The organism is Actinomycetospora sp. ABD4_176 (assembly GCF_056311855.1).
Genome location: NZ_CM149974.1, coordinates 5761159 through 5782460, shown reverse-complemented (window position 1 = coordinate 5782460; position 21302 = coordinate 5761159). Strand labels below are relative to the sequence as shown.

Below are 21302 nucleotides of genomic sequence, written 5' to 3'. Positions count from 1 at the left end.
ATGGACCTCAGCGAACTGGTGGCGACGTATGTCACCTCCGATCCCGGTGTGTCCGGCGATAGCCGGGTCACCGCGTTCATCGACGGCAGCGATTACAACGACGCTCTCGCCGCCGCCCTTGCGCGAGTCGGCACGGATGCGGACTCGGTGGTCAATAGGGCCAAGGGCGACTTCATTTACATCCACGGTTGGTGGCTAGGACTGCTGGGTGGCAAGGTCGCCGGCGGCAGCGGGATTCCGGTGCTCGATGCCGGCGTCGAGGTCCCGCCCTACAGGCTCGGCGCCGAACCGCTGCTGAACATTCTCAAGGAAAAAGCGGCCAAGGGCGTCGATGTCAGGGTGATGGGCTGGTGCCACTTTGCAGTGATCAACTCGCCCTTTGCCAGAGGGAAGATCCCTTCCATCACCCGCAGCAACGTGATGACCCTCGAGTCCATAAGGGCGCTGCGCAACGACCCGAACATCGGCGGCAAGGCCATCCTCAATATCATCCATCACACCGGCGGGGCAGCCCACGCCAAGCTTGTCGTGATCGGTAACACCGCCTTAGCGACGGGGTTCACCGGCGGGATCGACCTGGTTGCCGACCGCTACGCCACCTCGCTACACCCAGGCGGGGAGTTCTGGCACGACGTCATGGCCAGGGTCGAGGGCCCAGGGGTTCAAGGACTGTACGACTGGTTCCGGGTCACCTGGGCCGAGGTGACGACGCTCGACGGGCGACCCAGACCCCAGCTCAGCTTCCGGACAGCGGCCGGCGAGCTGCGTCACGACCTGCTCACCAGCCCGGCCGTCGAAGCCCGCGACTTCTCCGGCTCGCCGTCCCCAGTCGGCGGGGCCGGCACGCCGGTGCGCCACCGCGTCCAGTCACTGCGCACTATCCCGGCGAAGCGCTACCAAGCGCTGTCGTTCGCGCCAGCGGCGCTCCGCAACGGCGAACCCGAGGCGGGAGAGTTCAAGCTCCGTGATGCCTGGGAGAAGGCAATCAAAGCGGCCACCCGCTACGTCTACATCGAGGACCAGGCGCTGCAGTCAACCGAGATCCTCGGCTGGGTTAACGCCCGAGTCAAGCAGGTCTCCGACCTCCGGGTCGTGCTGGTTACGGGAGCGACGGGCGACCCGAACGATCCGGCAACTAACACCCACTCATACCTGTGCCAGAGCTTCAACAACGCTTTACTGACTGGGCTAGACGCCGCGCAGCGAGCCCGGGTGCGGGTGTTCAGACGCTGGGGCGACGGGATCACGATTCCCGGCTCCAGCTCGATCATCTCGATTGCGCCTGGGCCGGGCGGGACCTTCACCGTCCGGACGGACCTGCCGGGTCCGGCCAAGGCCGATGCGCTCAAGGGCAAGCAGGTGTACCTGCGCCAGGGCAGCGTGTACGCCGAGATCACCGGCAATAAGGCCGCCGCGCCAGGGCAGCAGCTCGAGGTGATGGTCAAGGCGCCGACCCCAACCGGTGCTCTGGTCGCCGGGCCGGTGAGTCTCTACATCGTCCAGGGCCTATTCGTACACACCAAGACCACCATAGTCGACGACCACTGGGCGATCATCGGCTCAGCCAACTGCATGCGCCGCAGCCTTTACACCGACCACGAGCACGCTGTCGCTTTCGTCGACGCCGACGACACTGGGGTGAAGGAGTACCGAAAGAGCCTCTGGGCCCACCACTTTCGCAACGCCGACCCAAACGCCTTCGACGACATCGACGCGGCGCTGCACGCCTGGGAACCGTCCTGGTTCACGGCCGGTGCCGCGCCGGCCCGCCCGTCACGGGTCGGCGCGGCTGGGCCGGAGTGGATCGAGCCGCTCCCGCTGCCGCTGACGGACTGCGCGCCGCTGACCTCCGAGGAGCAAAGCAATTACGACGTGGTCCTCGACGTCGACTCCCGCCACCCGTGGGGATTCGTCTTCCCCCCGAGCCTCTGATCGGAAGCAACGATGACCGTCGTCACGGAGGAGCCGTACTACCGTCGGGTACGCGAGCTGGTGCCCGACGGGCTGCCGTTCTCGGGGCTAGTGGCAGCTTTGCCTGAGGCGCTCGATCTGCTTTGGGTCGGCGAGGCGGGGATCGATCCGGCCACCGGGCGAGCCTCCGCTCGCCTCTTCGTGGAGGTCCCGGTCGAGTTGGCCGTGCCCGGAGTGGAGTCGCTGACCGTCGTCGTCTCGCCGGGTAGCGGCGGGGTCGAGTTCATGCTCGAAGCCGGCCTGGTCCCAGTCTTCTCCCTCGCGCTCCGCGAGGTCAGCCTGGCCCTGCGCGTCTCTGGCGACGTCCTGCGGCCGGTCAAACCGGGCACGACCGAGCTGGACCCGGACCGCGATCACGTCGACATCACCCTGCCAAGGGTGGACCTGGAGGTGACCGGCGAGGGGCACGTCTCGCTCACCCTGCCCGACGGGATCGACCTCGAACGCGCGATGATCGGCACCAGCGGAGTCATCGTCGAGGCCGAAGGGCTGCGCTGGCTCACGCTGGCCGATGCGGCACCCCATGCGAGCGCCCCGGCCGCCTTCGCCGGGCTCTACGTCGAGTCGGCGTCGCTCGACCTACCCGGCCTGACCGCACCTCCTGGAGCATCGGCGTTCACCCTGCGCCACCTGTTCATTGGGACGGGCGGGGTCACCGGCTCGGCGGCCCTCCAGCTAGCCGCCACCTGGGATGGCACCCGCTTTACCGGCCCGGGCAGGCTCGACGAGCTGTTCGGCTTCGACGGCTGCCTTACCGCCGTGTCGATCACCGTCCGACAGTGCGCCCTGACCGCCTTCGATGTGAGCGGCAGCGTCCGGATCCCGTGGCTCGACCGGGTCGTAGGAGTCACCATCGGGGTCGGCGACGACGGGCTCACGGCCATCGCCCGGACACCGACCTGCCAGTTCACTCCCGCCGCGGCTGTCCAGGCGGCCGGGGCAGGCCCGTCCGGCTATCTGCTCACGGTCACCACCGAGGCCGGCATCCTCGACCTCAACCGGGTCGAATTCCAAGCCGGATCGAGCGGGGCCTCCGTCACTCTGGCCGGACGGATCGCGGTCAGTGCGGCCGGGTTCGATATTCCGCCGGTGGTGTTCCAGGGGCTGCGCATCGCCACCGACGGCAGGGTCACGGTCGAGGGCGGCTGGCTGGACGTCGAGTCGGTCAGGACCGCCTCGCTTAAGGGTTTTCCGCTCCAGATCACCAAGGTCGGCTTCGGCGCCGAGGCAGACGGCCGGCGCTGGATCGGCCTCAACGGCGCCATCAAGCTCGCGGACCCGCTGCCGATCGGAGCCTCTGTCGAGGGGCTGCGGGTGAGCTGGGCACCCGGCGGCGGCAACGTGCGTTTCAGCCTTGAGGGCATCGGGGTCGAGATGTCCTCGCCGGGCACGTTCTCCTTCGCGGGCAGCGCGGCCTTCTTCTCCGGACAGGGTGCCTCGGGGTTCAGGGGCAGCATCAAGCTCAGCCTGAACACCCTCAAGCTCGATATTGACGCCAGCATCATGGTCGGTCGGACCGATGACGGCACCGCGTTCTTCTTCCTGTACCTGGACATCACCCTGCCGGCTGGAATTCCGCTGTTCTCCACCGGCGCGGCCATCTACGGCTTTGCCGGTCTGCTGGCCGTGAATCTGCGTCCTGACCGGCACGACGGGCAGCATTGGTACCACGGCTACTATCGGCGCTCGCCGAGCGGCGTGACCCGGGCCGAGAAGTGGGCGGTCAGGCGCGACGCGTTCGCTATCGGGCTCGGCACAACGATCGGCTCGCTGCCAGACCTCGGCTACACCTTCGCGGCGAAGCTGTTGCTGGTCATCGTCCTGCCCGGCCCCCAGCTCATCCTCAACGGCAAAGGCGGCTTCCTCGTCGCCACCGAGGAGGGCGACACGGCCGAGGGCCAGTTCGAGGCGCTGCTCGTGCTCGACATCCCCGGCCGGCTCTTCCAGGTTAACCTGAGTGCCCGCTACATGGTTCAGGCAGAGGACCCGAAGCTGGTCGACGTCGGCGGCGGGGTCGACGTGGCGTTCACCTGGGCAGACGCCCCGCCGCCCGACTACTGGCACGTCTACCTGGGTGAGAAGACCCCGTCGGAGCGCCGTATCCACGCCACGCTGCTCAAAATCGTCCAGGGCGACGCCTGGGTCATGGTGAACCGGCCGGGCTCATTCCAGGGGCTCAAGGCATTGACCCCCGAGCGGCTGGGCGAATTCGAGCTGGGCGGCTCGGTCAGCATCGGCGGCGACTGGAGGTTCGGGCCACTACGCGCCTGGTTCGAGGCGGTGATGGAAGGCGGAGCTGGGATCAGCGTCGCCCCGGAGCAATTCTCTGGCTACCTAGAGGTCCGCGGCGGAGCCGGGCTGTCGGTCTTCTGCTTCCGGATCGAGGCCGTGGTCAGGGCCCGGGCCGACGCCAAAGCGCCGACGCCCTGGTGGCTGGCGATCGCCGTCGAGGCTGGCATCAAGATCGACCTGTTTTTCTGGAAGTTCGAAAAGAAGGTGCGCTTCCCACTGCGGTGGGGCGACGAGCACGCGCCTCTGCCGTCACCAGTTACCGGGATCGCCTCCATCGCGGTCGAGCACCCCAAGGTTGACGAGGACCGTGCCCTCGACGGGGTAACCGTTCCCGGCGACGCGAAGCCCTTGATCACATTCTCCCGGCCGGTTACTGACGGCGCCCGCTTCGGCAGCCCCGGGCCCATCTCAGCGCCGCCGGAGCAGGTCGGGCCGGTCGCCTTTTCTTATCATCTTCGGCACGTCGTGCTGCGCACGGCAGCGGGCGGGCTGGTCGGCGCTGCCGGCCAGGCGGTCGCGGCAGGGACAACGGTGTCCTTCCCGGGCATCCCAGCCAGCGGCGCGGACGCTCTGCCCCCGCTAGCTGGGGCCGCGCTGAGCGTGGTTGACGACACCTTCACCGAGCGGGGGCCGTGGACTGTGGTGTCCGGTGGCGGCAATAGCGCTGTCCTGTCGGGCGCACCGCCCGCTGGCACCCACGGCTACCGTCTCAGCGCCCCCAGGCCATCTGCGAGAGTCGAGGTGGCTGCAGTGGTCGCAGTGGCGGACGGCAGCTCACTGCTCACCCTCGCCAGTGCCCCCGCCGACCCGGAACGTTTCGACGGCGGCACACTGGACATGGAGGGGCAGCGCTGGCCGGTGCTGGCCGTCGCCGGCGCTCAGGTGAGGGTGCTGACAGGAACGAACGCGCCAGCCATCGGTCCTGCCATCCTGGACGGGCCTAACCCGGCCGCGGTCGAAGCGTGCTGGGCGGCCGTCGGAGCGCCTGGCGACCTTAGCTCGGCAACCCGGTTGTCGATCGGGGCGAAGACCCCCTTCGGCTTCTACCGGCGCAACGAGATCGAGTCGGTCAAGGGACTGGACCCGTTCACGGGTCCCTACGCCTGCGGCCCCGCACCAACTGAGGAACCGATCTGCCTGGACATCGCGGGCATGGCCGACGGGCCGCTGAGCGGCGCCGTCAGTATCGACGGCGTTCAAGCCACGACCTCGGGATTCGTCCGCAAAGCCGGGGCGGAGATCCAGCTCGGGCAGGCCACGGGCGGGAACGGGACGATCACGTTCACATTGACACCGCCGGCAGACGCAGTCTGGGTCACGGCTAAGGCGGCAGAGTCCGGTCGGGTTACCGTCCGCCGAGACGGGGCGGTCGTTAGGCAGGCGACATTGGACGCGACTGGCCAGCAACTGCGGGCGCCAGGGGCTGATGAGGTCGAAATCACCGGCACGCTGGTGACCGTCTCCGGATTGTGCTATCTACCCGGCTGGACGTGCACTCATTTCAGCGCAGTCAACTTCCCCCAAGGCGCCACTGGTTCGACCACCTATGCCGGGCTGAACCTCCACAGCCCAGGCATCATGACTGTCGATGGCGCAGGTGTGCTGGTTGTGACGGCCGGCCCGCAGGAGGCCAGGCCGCTCCCGCCCCACCTGATCGCCTGGCTACTGGGCGACGATAGGACGGCGACCGAATTCGGCCTGACCGGGACCGTTCTCGAAGTCAACGACCTGGAGCGAGAAAGCGTAGCGGCGGTCCCTGCTGTCGGCGAGGTCGTCGTGGTCCCACCGGGCAGGACGGCGGCCGCTGGCCCCTCACTTGTCCGGGCGTTCCTGGACGGCGCGACCGAGGTGCCGGCCCCGCTGCTCAGGGGACGGGCCAGGCTGGGCGCGCCAGCCATGTTGACGGTCGTAATGCCCGCCCCAGCCACCAGGGTGAGGATTAGCCTCGACGGCGATGCGACTGTAATTGCCCTGGCCGGTGAGGTGGAGGTTGACAGGGGCCACGGCACCGCTAGCGCGAGCGTGGCCCTTGTAGCCAATCCGGCAGGGCCGGCCCGTATCGGCTGGTGCGACAGAGTCGCCATCATCGCCCCAACCACGGTCAGGATCACCCAATTCTGCACCGACGCCGGGCCATTCGGCTGGGCCCGATTTGAGCAGTGGCGCTGGTCCAAGGGCGTCCAGCGAGCGGTCGAGTCGATGTACCGGCCAGATACGATTCTCCGTCCCGGAACATATCGGCTGCAGGTCCATACCGCGACTGTGACCACCGGAGCGGCGCAGGGTGAGCAGCTAGAGTCAACAAGTGCATCGTTCGCCGTAGGTGAGCCGCCGGGCTTCCCGAGCGGGGGAACGCCAGCCGGGCTGGCCGGAGCGACCTACCCGAACGGCGGTCCCCTGACCGACCTGACTACCTATACGGCAGGGACTGTTCCGGCAGCGGGAATCCGGCCTTGGTACCGCAAGCTGGACACCGGGGTGGTGTTCAACGAGGGCTACGTAACCCGGATGTACCTGCAGACTGGGCGCGAGCTGCGCGTGGTCGTAAGGGACGCCTCAGGTCGGATTGCTCGCGGGCCGACGCCCCACCGCTGGGGTACCACGCAGGTCGAGCTGGACGGCTGGACGTGGGAGTGGGTCCGCACCCTCAACGGCGATGGCAGCGACCCCTGCGCAACCGTCGACCTTGATCGGATGACCAAACCGGAAGCGGTCTCGGCGGGAGGCGGAGAACCGCTAGCGCCGGCCGAGCTCCACCGCAGTCAACTGGTCGCTACCGCCAAGGCCGGTGAGCGGGTCGTCCACAACTTCGAGTTCGTCACCTCGCGTTTCACCGACATCGTGCAGCACCTCGCAACCTTCGACGGGCGCTGCCGCCGGGAGCCTGCTGCCGCCGCCGCAGCCCCGACCGACTTGGCCGCCTTGGCCGCAGCATGGATCAACACCGCCGACGGGCTTGCTGCCCTGGCAGTCGACGCGCGCACGAAGGCGGCGGCGGCGCGCAGCGGAACCGTGCCCGCCGCCGCCATTGAGGCCGACCGCGCCGCGCGAGCCGCCCTCGTAGCGAGCAGGGCCGCGGTCGGGGCGAGCGGCGTCACGGACTTCACGCGCTATTGGTCGAGCTGGCTCGGCGAGCTCCCGGGCGGAGGGCTGCCCGTCGGGCTGATGCTTTCGGCACTGCGGGTGCCTGGCCCAGGTGGCGGGAACGTGCTGTTACTCGAGAGCCCGGAGCCATTGGACTGGGACCGGCTGGCGGTCACAGCTGCAGCCGGGGCGCCGCTTGCGCTCGAGCTGGCGGTCAGCGCACCAGGTGGACGGTTCGGCGCCCCAGACGCCGGCTTCGTCGTCGAGCACGGTGGGTTGCGCTGGCGGGCGGGCGTGGAGCTGTGGGCGGCAGGCGGGGCGGTCAGGGCCAAGCGAGACGACGAGGACCTGGACGTCACCATTGAGGTCGGCTGGGCAACGGGCGTTACCCTACGGCTGGCGCTGGCCGCTGGAGAGGCCGCTACGGTGACGACGATCCCACCTCGGGCCACTGGCGCCATGACCGTCGCCGCCCCGTCCGAGGGTGGCGAGGTGACCGCCACCGTCGCGGCCGGGCGCTCCGAACCGGTCAGCGCCCTCACCGTTACCGGGCGTGGGGCCGGGGTGGTCTCGGTGACCGCCGCCCGCCGATTCGCCCCGAGCGTTCCTGATCGCGAACTGCGCATCAGCGAAGTCGTGCTGCCGACCGCAGCCAACCCGTCCGGTCACCATGTCACCGTGGTCGCTCTGGCCCCGGTGCCATCGCTCGACGGCTGGAGGCTGGAGTGGAGCGACCCAGACACGCCGGGCGAGCCAGCGCTGTACGCCCAATTACCAAGGATCGCGCTCGCCGACGGCGACCGGCTGCGGCTGTTCCCCGGCCTAGCACAGCCGCCTGTGCTGGACGACGTTCTGGCCACGGCCGGCGGACCGGGCGACGACCCGCCCATCCATGGCGTGATCATGCGACTGCTCGACCCACTTGGCAGGGTCGCTCATGAGACTGTGGCTACCGTGGCGTCCGCCGCGACTCATCGGGTGGCCGCAGTGGCTGACCGCGACGGGACTCGTGCCTTACTCATCAACACCGACGGCGGCTTTACTAGCGGCTGGTGGACGCTGACCTTCGACACAGCGGCCGACGCGGGGCCCGACCTACCCCTCCAGTCGGTCGCCGGCCGTCCGGAAAATCGGACAGCCAGCCTGCGCTTTGAGGTCCCGAGCTGATCCCAGCTGGTGACGGAGGCCCGCCCGCCGGGTGGATGCTTCGAGCAACAAGGTGAGATCCACCGCTGGCGCTCGAGCGCGCACGGAATGTGCTGGAGGCTCGTCGACGGGGGGCGCCCTCGACCGTGCCGACCTCCGTCGTGCGCTGGGGTACCTGCGGCCGGTGTGCAGCGATGCGGTCCTCTCGGCGTGGTCGCGGGAACGTTACGCCGGCTGGCGGGTAGGGGTGGCGGTCCGACGCTGGACCCATTCGGGGTTGTGGCGACCCCATCGCGCCAGTGCGGCCCAGTAGTCGGAGCGGCAACTCGCTCAGTGGGCCAGGTTTGCGAGCCTGGGCCTCCCGCTGCTCCCGCGACCGACATCAGTGCGCCTGAGATCGACCGGCCCGGTCGCGAACTCCGCGCCGTGGGTCGAGGTCGTGGCCAAGAAGGCGGTCTCGTCGACCCGGAGCGCGGCCTCACCCTCGAGCCGGGGCCGGGGTCCTCGACCAACGGGGGGCCGTGCTCGACCACCGCGCGCATCACCGTCGCCAGCCGACCCCGAAGTCGGCGGCAGCGACGGTCATCGTGGTGCCGAGGGCTTCGTGCGCCGACGGTGGCGTGCCGGAGCGAAGGTTGGTCCCCAGCAGGTCTCGATGTGTGACCTGGTCGACCGACAGGCCGAGTAGCTGGGCGGCGAGGACGTTCGATCAAGGCAAGAATGACAACGCTGGAATCGTCACATCACCCCGGCGCGGTACGTGCGTGCGCGGAGCTGGGACCCGCCATAGGCACCTACCTGCCGTGATTGACCCCTGGCCGGGCCAGCGCTCGGTCGAGCGTGCGCGCGCTAGTAGCTATTTCCTTTCGTCCAAACGACCTCTAGCCATAGCAAGAGCGTCCGAGGAGCGTGTTGCTGACTGGAAGCTAACCTGGGGGCGCTGTCAGACGTGAGCCAACAAGAATTTCGAGGCGAGACATGGCTTCGGCGTATTGTTCCAATTGTCGGGCTCGTCGCCGCATGCGGTCTTGCACTGTTTGCCCTTTGGATAGCTCCAGACGACCAAGCTCAAGGATTCCAGCGCGATGCTGAACTAATGAGATCTTCCCTTACGTTGGCTATCGCCCTAGTGTCCGGTGCGGTCGTGTCCTTCTTGATAGGCGAATACGGGCGTGCGGCTGACGATAGCCGTAAGGAGTCCGAGAATTTCGCCCAGCAAGAGAAGAGTGACGAGGCAGAGAGACGACGCCTGGTTGGCGAGCTGCGCGGATTGCATCACGCCGTCAAGACAGCACAATTGCGAATTAGAGCCCATAGAAGCGTGCTGACTTATGGGAAGGAGGTTCGCGATGTAATTATGCCGGCAATCGCCCGGCTTGGGGACGTGATAAGCGATGTTAATCGGCATTCTGGAGGACTGATCCCGAGAGATTGTGCCGCTGCGACTAATGGGCGACTCAAGGTTGTCAATTTCTATCTGAATGGAATCACGGACGAATTTGAGAAGAAGTACCTGCCCGCATCCCGCCTACAGGAGGCCGACCATAAGTGGCGCCAGGAGAAGCTCGGTCAGCTTGTAAGAGATTCATCCGCTCCACCACCACTATCCGAGTTACCGGACACAGGGGAGAAGGAAAGCTCAGTATGGAATTACATCATATCGGTGGACGATAGAAGCCTTTATAGGTTCCCTCACCTCCTAGTCTTTCTCGAGCGGTTTGATGCTAGCGACCTCGCGAGGCACCACGTGCGACACACGCATAGAAAGGGATTCTCGGAGCCTATTCGCTACGCGATGAAACTAATCGATCAAGCCCAACGTAGCGCTACTTAAGGACGCAGTACCATCGAAGGATCACCTGGGACACCCCTATCGCATTGGGTAGGTGGCACCAGCCGGGACCTCACCGGGCCCGACATGCTCATTCTCGCCGACCGCGACTTCTACGGCTACGCCCTGGCTTCTCCGCGCGAATCGCCATCAACGCCGTTGGCGATGGCGGCGCTGCTGTCACTCGTAGCTGCCAGTTCAGCTCGTGGGCCGCCCGAGCCATGCCCAAACGATGCGATCACCGTCGCTCAGCCCGGACGGCCAGCCGCGTCTTGAGCGTTCGCCGGTCTTCCGCCGTCGTTACCGCTTCCGACTTGCGACACGAAAGGCAGAAATTGCGTCGTAGCGGCAGGATTATCGAATGTCCCAGCGAAGACGGCTCCCATTCCGAGCGCCATCGATGTAAGCGCAGGAGCGCCGATACCTCCGCTCGCGATCGTGACCGCTGCGTTCGTTCCTACAATCCCAGCGCCGGCAATGATTGATAGCCCGCGCCGAAGAGGCGCATGAAGCGTCCGGGACTGGACTGGCGCTCGGTCTGTTCAAGTTTCGCTCGACAACCTCCTTACGTCCTGCCGCACGCTATCTGCCTTCGGAAGGTCTGAGAGGTGCATTCCCGTACTTTTCGAATCGCTGCCACTGCCCACTCTCCCGAGGTGAAGAAGCATGGCTGCGGGTTCCGTCTCGTTCATATTCGCATGCCGCCTCAGCGTCGCCGCCTCGAAATCAAGAAACTCGCTGGAAGTCCTATTCATCTGTTCTGGAAGCCGGGCACTGTTGTCCTTGAGCGCGTCCCACCCCTTCCAGAAACCGTCGTGATCAGATAGGTATGATAGTCCATACGGCAACGCAGAAGAGTTGCCGCGCAATGCCTCGCGATAGGCGTCCAGAAGTGGACCTAACTCTACGAGTCGGCGTACCTCGTCCTCTGACACGGTCATCGGCCTACACCCCTGAGAATAGTTGACGTCCGATGTTCGCAGCCTGCCGAATGGCAAGCCAACAAGGTCGCTCGAACGGACCATTGCGATCGGGTTAATACGGCTGCCGCCCGGAAGCAACTGATTACTTGCCGCTACCAGGACGGAGCGTGGAACTCTCTCGAAGCTTCGCCCGGCGACGCGTTGGGGCCCTTCCCTCGGCGGCGCGGGCTCTGCCTGCAGGGCCGGTCGGGCGGGTGCAAGCACCCCGATCGTCGAGCACGGGCGCCGGTGCTGCCAGGTGGCGTCCGGGCGGGGGCGGCGCCAGCGCGGCCTCCCAGCACCCGGGTATCCATCTGCAGTAGCAGCCCCCCACTTGGCCATCACCGACGGGCCGGTCGCCGGCGCTCGCCACCAGGTGCCCGACGCCGGCGCCGTCGGCGAACCCCCACCCGAGCAACTCGCGGTGAAGGTGCGGGTGGTGCCGGGCTCGGCCGAGCCCGCCTCGGTCCGGCGAAGAAGCGCATGCAGGTGTTCCACCGGCCCTCCAGGGCGGCCTTATGGCAGCGGGCGGCCAGGTCGCCGGCGGTGGTGAAGTGCACCCGCACCCCGGCCTCGGCCGTGCCCCGGGCCAGGGCGGTGGCCAGCATGGTCTTGCCGACTCCGGGGGGGGGGCGACGAACAGCACGTTGGCGGCGTCGTCGAAGAAGCGCAGCGCCGCGAGGTCGCGGACGAGTTTCTCGTCGACACCGGGTTGGGCGGCGAAGTCGAAGTCGCTGATGGTCCAGGGCCCGGGCAGGCAGGCGCACCGCAGCTGGATGGCCAGCCGGCGGGCTCCGGTGGCTTCGACCTCGACCTCGAGGAGGCGCTCGCGCGCGACGGTCAGCGAGAGCCCCTCTCTGCGGGCGGCGTCGAGCACGGTGTTCAGGGCGTCGGCGGCGTCGTCGAGCCTGAGGTAGCCCAGGTGGGCGCGCAGGTTCTGGTAGCGGCGGGCCTCGCTGGTCGGGCTGGTGGTCATCGCAGCTCACTGTGGTTGGGACACTTCGGATGCCCGCGAAGTCCCGTCACGAAGTCCGCGTTCGGGTCGTCGGTCGTCGACAGGACCTCAAGGTGATCGACCACCACGGCCTGTACGTGTGCGACTTGTCGGTAATGCGTCCAGTTCGGCGGCCAACCCGGTCCGCACCCTCACCGCGTTCGCGTTGCGTCTGGCCGACCACCTCGGAGGGTGACGGGGTCGTGTCCTCGTACTCCGGGCTTCTCCGGGAGTCTCCCGAGAGCGTGTGGAGCACGCGGCCGGTACTCACCTCCGCGCGGGGCCCGGGCACGGCGGGGACACGGACGGTCGGGCGGCCGCCGTCGCGCTGCCTGGTGTCGTCGCCGCGCCCTCCATGTGGGCTCGGTTACGGTTCTTCTGCGAGGCCCTCGATCCGCTGACGTTGCCGTCGGGATTGGTGCCGCCCCGCCTCTCGCAATGGCTGGGCGGCAATCACCGACCGCTTAGGTGGCCGCTTACGTCCCACCATGGCGCTGCGCGAGGCCCTACCGCAGATGATCGAAACCCTCGGGCGCCATCGCTGAGCAGGACGGATGGTCACCGTTCATCACGAAGGACGCCCTGACTCTTGTCCACTGGGTTCGGGGTTCGAGTCCCTGACGGCGCACAGTCTTCCCAGCTCCGAGGCCGGATCACCCTCCGCGCCCGCGCCGAGGTCCATGATTTGCCCACGATCTACGTCCTCCTGGTCGTGCTGGTCGTGCCACGCGTCGAGGGCGGCGGCCGCGGCCGGGTTAGCGATGCGCTGGCCCAGGTAGTGGGATGGGTCATCGACACCTGTGCATGCCCGAGCTGGTCGGCGACCGAGCGCGACGACTGGCCGGACTGGTCGAGGATCGTGGCGCAAGTCCGGCGGAACACGTGCCTGGTGACCCACGCGAAACCCTCGTGGTCGACGGCCCGCTGGTGAGCGACGGGCGGGTCGAGAGCTACACCGGCCTGACCTACGGCCGCGACGCGTCGCCGGCGTCCTCCACCGGCACGGTGGGCGCTGCGCCGCTTGCCCTACGGGATCGCCAGCGCATTGACGAACATAGTCGGGCGGCCAGCCGTTGGTGGGCTTCCGGCCAACCGGTCGGACTACCGCACGACGACCTGGAGCGCACCGAAAGGAGGCGGCTCCTCCCGTGGCGCGCCGGGCGATCTTCCGGTCCGCTTCAGGTCGCGGTGCGAGGATTCCCGCCGTCCGAGCCGGGGCGGGCGCGCGCCCCGGAGCGCCCCTTGGCTCCCTCCCGTCCGCAGACCTCCAGGAGTCCTCCCCGATGCCCACGGCCACCGGTCGTCCCCCTGCCGCTCGTAACCGCCGCCCTGCTTCGCGGCGCCACGCCGCTCTCGGTGCTGCCGCGGCGCTCGCCCTCGTCCTCGCCGCGGGCTGCAGCTCAGGGGGCGGGGTCAGCGGAGGGGGCGTCGGAAACTGCGCACCGTCGGGGGCGACACCGACAGCGCCGGCGGCCGGGGCCGTGCCCGCCCCGGCCGACGCCCGCTCCGTGCAGGGCGCGGTCGAAGCCTCGACCGCGTTCCTGGCCACGCTCACGCCGGAGCAGCGGGGCGCCGCAGTGTTCGCCTACACCGACCTCGACGGCAAGCGCTGCAGCTGGTCGAACTTCCCCGCCGGCGCGTTCACCGGCCGTCAGGGCGCCAAGCTCGGGGACCTGAGCGAACCGCAGCGCGCCGCAGCGCTGGCCGCCGTGCGTAGCGTGATGTCCGCCGCCGGCTACAGCCAGGTCGAGGGCATCATGGCCGCCGACGACTACCTCGCCACCCAGGAGCCCGACGGACCTGGTTTCGGCTCCGCGAACTACTTCCTCGCTTTCTACGGCGAGCCGTCGACCGGCCAGCCCTGGACGCTGCAGTTCGGCGGGCACCACCTCGCCGTCCACGTCTCCCTCGGCGGCGAGACGCTGAGCGTCTCCCCGAACTTCACCGGCGTCGAACCGATCAGCTTCGCCCTGGGCGATCGCCAGTACGCGCCGATGGAGGCCGACGCCCGCGACATGTTCGGCCTGTTCGGCTCCCTCGACGAGACCCGCCGCAGCACCGCCGAGCTCTCCGGCTCCTACGACGACCTCGTGATGGGCCCGGGCGTGGACACCGGCTACCCCGCGACCGAGGGGCTGCCCTATACCGAGCTCACCCCGGAGCAGCAGCAGACCGTCCAGCGGGTGATCGCCGACTGGGTCGCTGACGCCGCCCCCGAGATCGCCCAGCCGCTGCTCGATCTCTACGCCACCCAGCTCCCCCAGACCCGCATCGCCTGGTCGGGATCCACCCAGCCCACCGAGACCGCCTACTTCCGCGTTGACGGGCCGCGCGTGTGGATCGAGTGGATCAATACCCCCGGGGACACGGGCATCCACTACCACACGCTCTACCGCGACAAGCAGCTCGACTACGGCACCGGGGTGGGCGGGTGAGCCGACGCGCGCTCGCCGTCGCGCTGGCCGCCGTCGCGGCGCTGCTCGTGCTCCTGCCCGGCACGGCGCTCGCCCACGACCCGGCCTCGACCCTGGTCGAGGTCGCCGTCGACGAGCGGACCGACCGGCTCGGTCTCACGCTCACCGCGCACGTGCCCGTCGACCGCCTCGACTTCGCCTACGACCGCGGCCTCGCCGCCGCGCCGGCCGTGACCGTCCCCGCCCAACACCCGTAGCTCACCGAGCTGTTCGCGCGCAGTGTCGCGGTCACGGCACCGGACGGGACGCCGTGGTCGACGACGGTCACCACCGTCGAACCCGAGGTGTTCGAGGGTCTGGACAACGTCCGCGTCGTGATCTCCGCCGTCGCACCCGACGGCGCTGTCGGCGACACGACGGTGGGCCTGCGCTGGGGCGCGATCACCGAGGTCGTGCACTCCCACCAGGTCGTCGTCGGCGGGGTCGGCACCGACGGCACCACCCATCTCGCCGGGGCCGTCACCCACGCCCACCCCGTCCTGCCCCTCGAGGTGCAGGCCCCGACCACGAACCCGTTCACCGCCCTGTTCACGTCCGGGTCCACCTCGCCCGCCGCGGGCACGTCGACCGGCGACCCCCTGACGGACTTCCTGCGCCGACCCCTCGGCTCCGCGTGGGCCGTCGCCGTCCTGCTCGGGGTCTGCGCCCTGCTCGGCGCCGCCCACGCCCTGACCCCCGGCCACGGCAAAGCCCTGATCGCCGCCTACCTCGTCGGCGAACGAGCCCGACCCCGCGACGCCGTCGTCCTCGGCCTCACCGTCACGACCACCCACACCGCCGCGGTCATCGGACTCGGCGTCGCAATGCTCCTCGCCGGCCGCTACCTCCTGCCCGAGGTCGTCACACCCCTGCTCACCCTGCTCGCCGGCGCACTGGTCCTCGGGCTCGGCGTCAGGCTCGTCCGCCGACGCTGGACCGCACCCGAGCCTGCCCTCGCCGGCCACGGCCACGGGCACGGGCACGGGTATGGATACGGGCACGTCGGCGTCGACCCGCCGGGCCTGCGGGGCGTGACGACCCTCGGCGTCTCTGCCGGCCTCATCCCCTGTCCCGAGGCCCTCGGCGTGCTCCTGCTCGCCGTCGGGCTCAACCGGACCGCCCTGGGCATCGTCATGATCGTCGCCTTCAGCGTCGGACTCGCCCTCGTCCTGACCGTGCTGGGCCTGCTCCTCGTCGCCGGCGCGCCATGGCTGAGCAGGCTCACCCACCGCATGCCCGCCGGAGCCGCGTCGCGGCTGCCCTTGATCTCGGCGAGCGTCGTCGCCGCGCTCGGCAGCCTCATGGTGTTCGCCGGCGTCGGCGCGCTCGTGGGGTGACGCGGCAGGGTGCCCGACGCACAGCGTCCTCTCATCGAACGCACCGGTTCCGGTGCCAGCATCGAGGCATGGCAGCACCCCGGATCGATCCCGCCAACAGCCTGAGCCGCCCGCCGGTCGCCGACGTCCTGAGCGAGCTCTACGCCGACGCCGCCCGCAACCGCGGCGGCAGCCCGCCGCGGCCGAAGGGGCTCCACGCCCGTGGCGGACGCCCAGCCGAGGGACGGGACGGCCGACCCCGCTCCAGCCGCGAGCAGTTCGCGCTCATGCGCCACGCCTACATGGCGGTCACTCCCTCGGTCGGCCGACTGCTCTACCAGCTCGCGCGCCTGCACGGCGCGCGGTCTGTCGTCGAGTTCGGCACCTCGTTCGGCATCTCCACGCTGCACCTGGGCGCCGCGGTCCTCGACAACGGCGGCGGCCTGGTCATCGGCACGGAGTACGAGGCGAACAAGGTCGAGGCCACTCGACGCTCGGTCGCCGCCGCCGGTCTCGCCGACGTCGTCGAGGTGCGCGACGGCGACGCCGCCGACACCCTCGCCCACGACCTACCCGACCGGGTCGACCTGCTCTTCCTCGACGGCGCGAAGGACATGTACTCCGACGTGCTCGGGATGCTCGAGCCCCACCTCGCCACCGGTGCGCTCGTCGTGGCCGACAACGCCTCGCGGGCGACCGGCTTCCTCGAACAGCTCGACGCCGACCCGCGCTGGCTGTCCACCTTCCTCGAGGGCGAGGACCTCGTGATCGCCCTCCGCATCACCTGACGTCGCCCGGCAGCTCGTGACCCGACCACTTCAGAAGTGACCGCGCGCGATGGTCGAGCGCCATGGAGTCGGTGATCGTTGAGAGGAGTTGCTGTCGACCGGAGGCTGTGCGAGCCGTCGACACGGGCGCCGTGGCCGTCAACAGAGGCGGCGGCTCACGCCGGCGTCCGGGGGCCCCCGGTCAGACCGAGGACCCGTTCGAGCACGCGGTGGCGCAGGACGAGGCTGAGCGCGAGGAACCAGGCCGCGAGCGCGATCCCGGCGGCCTCGATCACAGGCGGGTCGGGCGCGGTGAGGCCGAAGTAGCTGCGGGTGGCGGGGACGATCAGCACAACCGCGAAGGCCACGAACAGCGCGAGTGCCAACCACAGGGGTCGGCGGTCCTCGCTCACCGGGGCCCAGGCGGTGAACATGCGGTGCGGTGGCTCGAGCAGCAGGATGAGGACGATGGCGGAGCTCGAGACGAACACCGACAGCCCGCTCTGCGCGCCGAGGGTGGCCGCGGCCGCGACGAAGTCGGGGTCGCTCGGCGGCAGTCCGGTGTACCGCTGCCACCCGACGATGAACTCCGGGCGCACGGCCGGGCCGCTGAGAATGGCGGTCACTCCCGTGTAGAGGTAGGCGTACACCGCGGTGCCGAACCCGGCGGTGAGCACGCCGACCGGGATCACGAAGCGCGCCAGGGAGACCAACAGGTCCTCGGCCGGCGGCTTCGGGCGCGCCCACAGCGTGAGGAAGAACGTCGGCACGCCGACGGTGAACAGCGTCAGCCCGACTTGCGTCGGTGTGTAGGGGAAGCCGAGACCCAGCAGCGTCACGGACAGGATGACCAGCATCTGTGTCGACACCCGCGACAGGAACAGGTACATCGAGCTGCTGACGCCGGCGATGATCCGGCGGCCCTCGACGCGCGCCGGAGGAAGCGTGGTGAACGAGTCGTCGAGCAGGACGATGTCGGCGACGTCGCGGGTCACCGAGCTGCCCGAACGCATCGCGACGCCGACCTGGGCGCGCTTGAGGGCGCGGGCGTCGTTGACGCCGTCGCCGACCATCGCCACCTGGTGGCCGCGGCGGCGCAGCGAGTCGACGATCTGCTCCTTCTGCTCGGGGGCGATGCGGCCGAAGACGCCGTGCGCGTCGACGGCGTCGTCGAAGGCCTCGCCCTGGAGGGCCGCGAGACCCGGGCCGGCGATTGCCGGGGCGTCGAGGCCGGCGCGGCGGGCGAGGGCGGCGACCGTGTCCGGGTCGTCGCCGGAGATCACCTTGACCGCGACGCCGTCGTCGGCCAGGCCGGTCAGGACGTCGGTGACGCCGTCGCGCAGCTCGTCGGCCAGAGCGACGAGCGCCACCGCCCGCAGGCGCGGCAGGCGCGGGCGGTCGTCGGCGTCGCGCAGCGTCCCGGTGCCGCGGGCGAGGACGAGCACGCGCAGGCCCTGGTCGGTCCGTCGGCGCACGGCCTCGTCGGCAGTGAGCGATGTGTCGTCCAGCGCGGGGCGCAGCGTCGACGGCGCACCGAGGACCAGCGTGGTGCCGTCGGCGAGGGTGATGCCGCTCCAGCGCAGCGACGAGCGGAACTCGACCTCGTCGGCGATCTCGCGACGGTCACCGGGCAAGGCCTCGTCGGCGGTCAGGGCGGAGGTGGTGGCGTTGGTGCTCGACATCGAGCGGGCGAAGGTGCCCAGCAGTTCCCGAGCACCTGCCTCGTCACCGTCAGCGGGCACCACCTCGACGAGCGCCAGCCGACCGCTGGTGAGGGTGCCGGTCTTGTCGGTGCAGACGACGTCGACGCGGCTGACGGCCTCGACGGCGTTGGGCAGCTGCACGAGTGCGCCACGACCGGCGATCCGCGCGGCGCCGACGGTGTAGGCGACGGCGATGAGGAAGAACAGCCCGTAGGGCACGAGACCCGAGAGCACCGCCGAGGTCTGCACGAACCGCACCACGGTCGTCCCCTCGAGGGCGGCCTGGGCGAGGATCGCGCCGCTGATGAGCACGACGAGCAGGATCAGCAGCCGCACGACCAGCTCGATGCGCCACTGCAACGGGGTCAGGGCGGTGGTGTCGGCGCGGGCCGCGAGGGTGAGCCGGCCCGCGTGGCTGTCGGTGCCGACGGCCTCGGCGCGCTGCAGGCCCTCGCCGCCGGAGATCGAGCTGCCCGAGAGCAGCACGTCGCCCACGGCCTTGGCGACCGGGTCCGACTCCCCGGTGAGCAGGGACTCGTCGGCCTCCAGCCGGCCTGCGGCGAGAGGACCGTCGACCACCACCTGGTCGCCGGTGCGCACCCGCACGAGGTCGCCGACGACGACCTCTGACGGCGGCACCGGCCGGTCCTCCCCGTCGCGCACCACCGTGACCGGCTCGCGTGCGAGCAGCTGCAGCCGGTCGAGCTGGCGCTTGGCCCGCAGCTCCTGGAACGCCGCGAGCGCCGCGTTGATGATGCCAAGACCGACACTGACCACGGCGTCGCTGTAGCGCCCGAGCACCAGCAGCGCGATCCCGATGACGAACAGCGTGTTGTTGTAAAACGAGAACACCGTCGTGCGCAGGATCGTCGCGGTCGTCCGCCCCGACCCGGACACCGGTGTGTTCGCCCGGCCCTCCCGCGCCACCTGCTGCGCCTGCGCCTCGGTGAGGCCCTCGACGGTCGGCGTGATCATGCTGTCGTCCCCCGCTCGATGCTCGGTCGGCACCATGATCCCGACCGAACCTGGAGCGGAGCTGAGGGGTGCACGGTGCGTTCCCGAGGCAGTGCCGGTCTCCAGCTTTTGGACAGGGGGATGGGTCATATACCTGGGTGACGGCAACGGTCGGCTCCAGCGCCGCGGCCGGCTACCAGCTCGCGAGCGGGGCATCGGTGATGGCGCTCGGCGGATTCAACGGCACCGACCCGGCACCGACGCTCGAGCAGTTCCAGGCTCACGTGGCAACCCGGAGCCGTCCACACTTCGCCGGCGACGCGTCATCGGCGTCGGCCTCCACCAACCACACCGACGGCAGCGACGCGGCGGCCCAGATTGCCGACTGGGTGGCCCGGCGCTACACCGCGACCACCGTCGGCGGGACCACCGTCTATGGCCTCCCGACGTCCGCCCGATGAGCGGCACCGTGCAGGGCCCGCGGACGCACAGCTCGGACACAGCCTCGGCCCACGGCGTATCCATCTCCGCGCCCGACTCTTCGAGCATGACCGCAGCGACCCCGGCCCGCGCCCTCGCGGACGCTCCCCAGCCCGGCCCCGCGCCCGCCCCGGTGGCCGCCACCGCAGGCGTCGCGCTCGACGTCGTCGTCCCCGTGTTCAACGAGGAGCGCGACCTCGGGCCCTGCGTCCGGCGCCTGCACCGCCACCTCACCGACGGGTTCCCCTACCCGTTCCGGATCACCGTCGCCGACAACGCCAGCACCGACCGCACGCTGGCCGTGGCGCGGGAACTGGCCGACGAGCTCGACGCCGTGTCCGTCGTCCACCTCGACGAGAAGGGCCGTGGCCGGGCCCTGCGGACCGTCTGGGCGGCGTCGGACGCGCCCGTGCTCGCCTACATGGACGTCGACCTGTCGACCGACCTCAACGCCCTGCTGCCGCTGGTCGCGCCGTTGATCTCCGGCCACTCCGACCTGGCAATCGGCTCGCGGCTCTCGCGCAGCGCGCGCGTGGTGCGCGGGACCAAGCGGGAGGTCGTCTCCCGCTGCTACAACGTCATCCTCCGCGGGACGCTGAGGGCGCGGTTCTCCGACGCCCAGTGCGGCTTCAAGGCCATCCGCCGCGACATCGCTCAGCGGCTGCTTCCCCTCGTCGAGGACACCGGCTGGTTCTTCGACACCGAGCTGCTGGTGCTCGCCGAGCGCTCCGGGCTACGCATCCACGAGGTGCCCGTCGACTGGGTGGACGACCCGGACTCGACCGTCGACGTCGTCGCGACCGCGATGGCCGACCTGCGCGGCGTCGCTCGCGTCGGCCGCGCCCTGGCCACCGGCGCGCTGCCGGTGGCTCGGTTGCGCGAGGAGTTCGGCCGCTCTCCGCTGGCCCCCACCACGTCCGACGAGGTGGCGGGAGTGGCTCCCGGCATGACCGCCCAGATTGTCCGCTTCGCGGTCATCGGCGTCATCTCCACCCTGGCGTTCCTGCTGCTCTACACCGTGTTCCGCGGGGCGTTGGCTCCGCAGCCGTCGAACCTGCTGGCCCTGGTGATCACGGCGGCGGCCAACACCGCGGCGAACCGGCGTTTCACCTTCGGCATCCGCGGGCGCCGCCACGCCGGGCGTTCCCAGATCGAGGGGCTGCTCGTGTTCGGGTTGGGCCTGGTCCTGACGTCGGGTGCGCTGGCCCTGCTCGGGCACCTGGCACCGGCCGCGAGCCACAGCGTCGAGCTTGCCGTGCTCGTCGTCGCCAACGCCGTCGCGACCCTGCTCCGCTTCGTCGCCTACCGCGCCTGGGTGTTCCACCCGCGCCGCCAGCGCTCCTGACCGT

At 69.7% G+C, this 21302-nt stretch carries 10 protein-coding genes and 2 pseudogenes; 8 read left to right on the top strand and 4 right to left on the bottom strand.

Features of this window, described 5'->3' with window-relative positions; genetic code table 11:
* Both ACYX4T_RS27945 and ACYX4T_RS27940 read left to right on the top strand, forming a co-directional pair.
* Positions 1-1932: a phospholipase D-like domain-containing protein gene (locus ACYX4T_RS27945; RefSeq protein ID WP_476012463.1), complete on the top strand. Its 1932-nt coding sequence runs from the start codon at positions 1-3 to the stop codon at positions 1930-1932.
* Positions 1933-1944: 12 nt separating this feature from the next.
* Positions 1945-8514, top strand: a complete 6570-nt coding sequence (locus tag ACYX4T_RS27940) for a hypothetical protein (RefSeq protein ID WP_476012462.1) — start codon at positions 1945-1947, stop codon at positions 8512-8514.
* 3113 nt (positions 8515-11627) lie between these two features.
* Here the strand turns inward: ACYX4T_RS27940 and ACYX4T_RS27935 are convergent.
* The 3 genes and pseudogenes from ACYX4T_RS27935 to ACYX4T_RS27925 all read right to left on the bottom strand — a co-directional run bounded on the left by ACYX4T_RS27935 (position 11628) and on the right by ACYX4T_RS27925 (position 13162).
* Positions 11628-11894, bottom strand: a complete 267-nt coding sequence (locus ACYX4T_RS27935) for a hypothetical protein (protein WP_476015387.1) — start codon at positions 11892-11894, stop codon at positions 11628-11630.
* A gap of 98 nt (positions 11895-11992) precedes the next feature.
* A pseudogene (locus tag ACYX4T_RS27930) lies at positions 11993-12262 on the bottom strand (ATP-binding protein); the annotation flags it as partial.
* Between the two features lie 714 nt (positions 12263-12976).
* On the bottom strand, positions 12977-13162 hold the full coding sequence (locus ACYX4T_RS27925) for a hypothetical protein (RefSeq protein ID WP_476012461.1): 186 nt from the start codon (positions 13160-13162) through the stop codon (positions 12977-12979).
* Positions 13163-13761: 599 nt separating this feature from the next.
* Between ACYX4T_RS27925 and ACYX4T_RS27920 the strand changes: the two genes are divergently transcribed.
* The 4 genes from ACYX4T_RS27920 (at position 13762) to ACYX4T_RS27905 (ending at position 16837) form a co-directional block, all read left to right on the top strand.
* Positions 13762-14715: a DUF3500 domain-containing protein gene (locus ACYX4T_RS27920; RefSeq protein ID WP_476012460.1), complete on the top strand. Its 954-nt coding sequence runs from the start codon at positions 13762-13764 to the stop codon at positions 14713-14715.
* On the top strand, positions 14712-14951 hold the full coding sequence (locus ACYX4T_RS27915) for a hypothetical protein (protein ID WP_476012459.1): 240 nt from the start codon (positions 14712-14714) through the stop codon (positions 14949-14951). The genes ACYX4T_RS27920 and ACYX4T_RS27915 overlap by 4 nt, the downstream gene beginning before the upstream one ends.
* Positions 14952-15038: 87 nt before the next feature.
* Positions 15039-16070, top strand: coding sequence for a HoxN/HupN/NixA family nickel/cobalt transporter (locus ACYX4T_RS27910; RefSeq protein WP_476012458.1), 1032 nt, complete (start codon positions 15039-15041; stop codon positions 16068-16070).
* Between the two features lie 68 nt (positions 16071-16138).
* A complete protein-coding gene (locus ACYX4T_RS27905; RefSeq protein ID WP_476012457.1) occupies positions 16139-16837 on the top strand; it encodes an O-methyltransferase in 699 nt (232 codons plus the stop codon).
* Between the two features lie 155 nt (positions 16838-16992).
* Here ACYX4T_RS27905 and ACYX4T_RS27900 read toward each other — a convergent pair whose 3' ends face one another.
* Positions 16993-19494, bottom strand: coding sequence for an HAD-IC family P-type ATPase (locus ACYX4T_RS27900; protein WP_476012456.1), 2502 nt, complete (start codon positions 19492-19494; stop codon positions 16993-16995).
* 113 nt (positions 19495-19607) lie between these two features.
* Between ACYX4T_RS27900 and ACYX4T_RS27895 the strand changes: the two are divergent.
* Together ACYX4T_RS27895 and ACYX4T_RS27890 are read left to right on the top strand one after the other, a co-directional pair.
* Positions 19608-19934, top strand: a pseudogene (locus ACYX4T_RS27895) (mannosyltransferase YkcB-related protein); the annotation flags it as partial.
* 86 nt (positions 19935-20020) lie between these two features.
* Entirely contained in the window at positions 20021-21298 is a 1278-nt protein-coding gene (locus ACYX4T_RS27890; RefSeq protein WP_476012455.1) for a glycosyltransferase, read from the top strand.
* The last annotated feature ends 4 nt before the right edge of the window (positions 21299-21302 follow it).

What these genes read in the sequence shown, in the direction of transcription:
- ACYX4T_RS27945 (WP_476012463.1), top strand. Translation starts at nt 1, where the DNA reads ATGGACCTCAGCGAACTGGTGGCGACGTATGTCACCTCCGATCCCGGT.
- ACYX4T_RS27940 (WP_476012462.1), top strand. Translation starts at nt 1,945, where the DNA reads ATGACCGTCGTCACGGAGGAGCCGTACTACCGTCGGGTACGCGAGCTG.
- ACYX4T_RS27935 (WP_476015387.1), bottom strand. Translation starts at nt 11,894, where the DNA reads ATGCTGGCCACCGCCCTGGCCCGGGGCACGGCCGAGGCCGGGGTGCGG.
- ACYX4T_RS27905 (WP_476012457.1), top strand. Translation starts at nt 16,139, where the DNA reads ATGGCAGCACCCCGGATCGATCCCGCCAACAGCCTGAGCCGCCCGCCG.
- ACYX4T_RS27900 (WP_476012456.1), bottom strand. Translation starts at nt 19,494, where the DNA reads ATGATCACGCCGACCGTCGAGGGCCTCACCGAGGCGCAGGCGCAGCAG.
- ACYX4T_RS27890 (WP_476012455.1), top strand. Translation starts at nt 20,021, where the DNA reads ATGACCGCAGCGACCCCGGCCCGCGCCCTCGCGGACGCTCCCCAGCCC.